Here is a 2,619-nt window from a genome sequence, read left to right on the forward strand (position 1 = left end):
GTACGCCTCCGACGGGGGCCGTCTTGCGTGAGGGGTGGCAATTCGCGAAGCGTGTGACCTTAAGTCTAACTTTAAGGTCATCAGGCGATGCGGGTCGAGGTTATGGGCGGGCTGGAGCGGCGGCGGCGTTGGTCGCAGGACGACAAGGCACGCATTGTCGAGGAGACGCTGGCACCGGGCGCGAAGGTAACGGAGGTTGCGCGGCGCAACGGAGTAGCGACCAGCCTGGTGTTTACCTGGCGTCGACAAGCGCGGACATCGGAACAAGTTGTACCATCTTTTACGCCGGTGCAGATCGCCGCCGTAGCGGCCTCGGCTGAAGAAACTGCGAAGCTTTTGCCTACGGTGGATGGCCGAGTTCGCTCGGCGGCAGCCGCGCGTACTGGATTGATAGAGATCGATCTCGGCAACCGTCGGTGCATCCGGGTGGATGCGCACGTCGATCCGGAGGCGTTGGCGCGGGTTCTCGATGTGCTTGGACGCCGATGATTGCTATACCGGGGAATGTGCGGGTGTGGCTCGCGACAGGCTACACGGATATGCGCCGAGGCTTTCCGTCTTTGGCACTCCAGGTACAGGAGGTGCTGCGCAAGGATCCGCTCAGCGGTCATCTGTTCGTCTTCCGGGGTCGCCGCAGCGATCTCGTGAAGGCGATCTGGCACGATGGCCAGGGAGCCTGCTTGTTCACAAAAAAACTCGAGAGAGGAAAGTTTATCTGGCCATCGGTTGCCGGTGAAGCGGTAACGATCTCGCCGGCGCAGTTGAGCTATCTGCTGTCCGGGATCGATTGGCGCAATCCGCAAGAAACCCAGCGGCCGACGCGGGTCGGATAGGTGTTTTGGGTTTGAGTTTGCGGCCTGATCTGATTCAATGGCTTCATGACATCGAAGCCGGACGATCTTCCATCGGACCTTGCGAGCGCCTACCTCGCGCTGCTGGCCGAGCGCGAGGAGTTGCGGGCTGAACGCGATGTAGCAGTCGCGGATGCCGCCAACGCGCGGGCGGAGCTGTCGGACAGCGAGGTGCTGATCGCTCATCTTGAGCTACGGATTGAGAAGCTCAAACGTGAACTGCACGGGCAGCGCTCCGAGCGCACGGCACGGCTGATCGAACAGTTGGAATTGGAGCTCGAAGAACTCGCCACCACGGCGAGCGAGGATAAGCTGGTTGCGCAGGCTGCCGCGGCAAAAACCCAGAGCGTTCGCCCCTTCATGCGCAAGCGGCCAGTTCGTCAGCCATGGCCGGACGGCATCGAACACGAGCGTGTCGTCATTGAGGCTCCAACGAGCTGCTCCTGCTGCGGTGGATCTCGGCTGGCGAAGATCGGGGAGGATGTGACCAAGACGCTGGAGGAGATTCCGCGTCGCTTCAAGGTGATCGAGACAGTACGTGAGAAGTTCACCTGCCGCGATTGCGAGAAGATCAGCCAGCCGCCCGCGCCGTTCCATGCCACACCGCGCGGCTTCATCGGTCCGCAATTGCTGGCGACAATCCTGTTCGACAAGTTCGGCATGCATATCCCGCTCAACCGTCAGAGCGTGCGCTTCAAGGCCGAGCGGATCGATTTGCCGCTGTCGACGCTGGCCGACCAGGTCGGCCACGGAACCTTCGCCGTCATGCCGCTGTTCCAGCTGATCGAGCGTCATGTGCTCGTGGCCGAGCGCCTTCATGGCGACGACACCACCATCCGCATCCTGGCGAAGGGCAAGTGCACGACCGGCCGGATCTGGACTTATGTGCGGGATGACCGGCCGTTCGCCGGGCCTGCGCCGCCGGCGGCGGTCTATTATGCCTCGGGCGACCGACGGGGCGAACATCCCCAGAAGCATCTGGCCGCCTTCGCCGGCATCCTGCAGGCGGATTGCTATGGCGGCTTCGAGCCGTTGTTCGACCCAAAAAGGAAAGCGATGCCGATCACGCCGGCATTTTGCCTGGCCCATGCGCGGCGGGGATTCTTCGAACTGGCCGACATCGAGAAAACGGCCAGGGAAGGCCGCAAGGGCAAACCGGTCTCCCCGATCGCGCTGGAGGCGCTCAGGCGTCTTGACGCCCTGTTTGAGATCGAGCGCACCATCAACGGCTGCAGTGCCGACGAGCGGCGCGCCGTGCGCCAGGAGCGGAGCAAGCCGCTGCTCGAAGACATGCACGCCTGGCTTCTGCGCGAGCGAGAAACCCTCTCGCGCTCCGCCGAGGTTCTGAAGCCCATGAACTACATGCTCAGACGCTGGGACGACTTCGCCCGCTTCCTCGACGACGGCAGGATCTGCTTGACCAACAATTGCGCTGAACGCGCTTTGAGAGGCATCGCCTTGGGGCGGCGCAACTGGACCTTCGCTGGCAGCCAACGTGGCGCCGACCGTGCCGCCATCATGCTGACGATGATCACTACTTGTCGTCTCAACGACGTCGATCCCAAGGCTTGGCTCGCCGACGTCCTGGCCCGTATCGCCGATCTTCCTGCATCGCGGCTGCACGAACTGCTGCCCTGGGAATGGAAGCTCCTGCGCCAAGCCGATAAGCCTGCCGGTCAGCAGGCCGCCTGACCTTCACCCAACCGATCATAGAGCTCACTTTGCCCACGCGCGTGCGTCAATCTGGCGGCCTTCGTCGTATGCGTAC

3 protein-coding genes are annotated in these 2,619 nt (G+C 62.8%); all 3 read left to right on the plus strand.

Going from position 1 to position 2,619, the window contains the following annotated elements:
* The first annotated feature begins 87 nt into the window (after positions 1 to 87).
* From tnpA to tnpC, 3 genes are read left to right on the plus strand one after another with little or no spacing between them, the layout of a single operon-like run.
* On the plus strand, positions 88 to 489 hold the full coding sequence (gene tnpA / locus AC3WLX_RS36535; RefSeq protein ID WP_028133142.1) for an IS66-like element accessory protein TnpA: 402 nt from the start codon (positions 88 to 90) through the stop codon (positions 487 to 489).
* Positions 490 to 512: 23 nt separating this feature from the next.
* Entirely contained in the window at positions 513 to 833 is a 321-nt protein-coding gene (gene tnpB, locus AC3WLX_RS36540; protein WP_433994191.1) for an IS66 family insertion sequence element accessory protein TnpB, read from the plus strand.
* A 45-nt stretch (positions 834 to 878) separates the two neighbouring features.
* On the plus strand, positions 879 to 2,543 hold the full coding sequence (tnpC, locus tag AC3WLX_RS36545) for an IS66 family transposase (protein ID WP_028133140.1): 1,665 nt from the start codon (positions 879 to 881) through the stop codon (positions 2,541 to 2,543).
* The last annotated feature ends 76 nt before the right edge of the window (positions 2,544 to 2,619 follow it).

This window comes from Bradyrhizobium sp. FW305-F6 (genome assembly GCF_058782905.1).

Excerpts from the sequence above, each read along its gene's own strand:
- tnpA (WP_028133142.1), top strand. The coding sequence starts at position 88 with ATGCGGGTCGAGGTTATGGGCGGGCTGGAGCGGCGGCGGCGTTGGTCG.
- tnpC (WP_028133140.1), top strand. The coding sequence starts at position 879 with ATGACATCGAAGCCGGACGATCTTCCATCGGACCTTGCGAGCGCCTAC.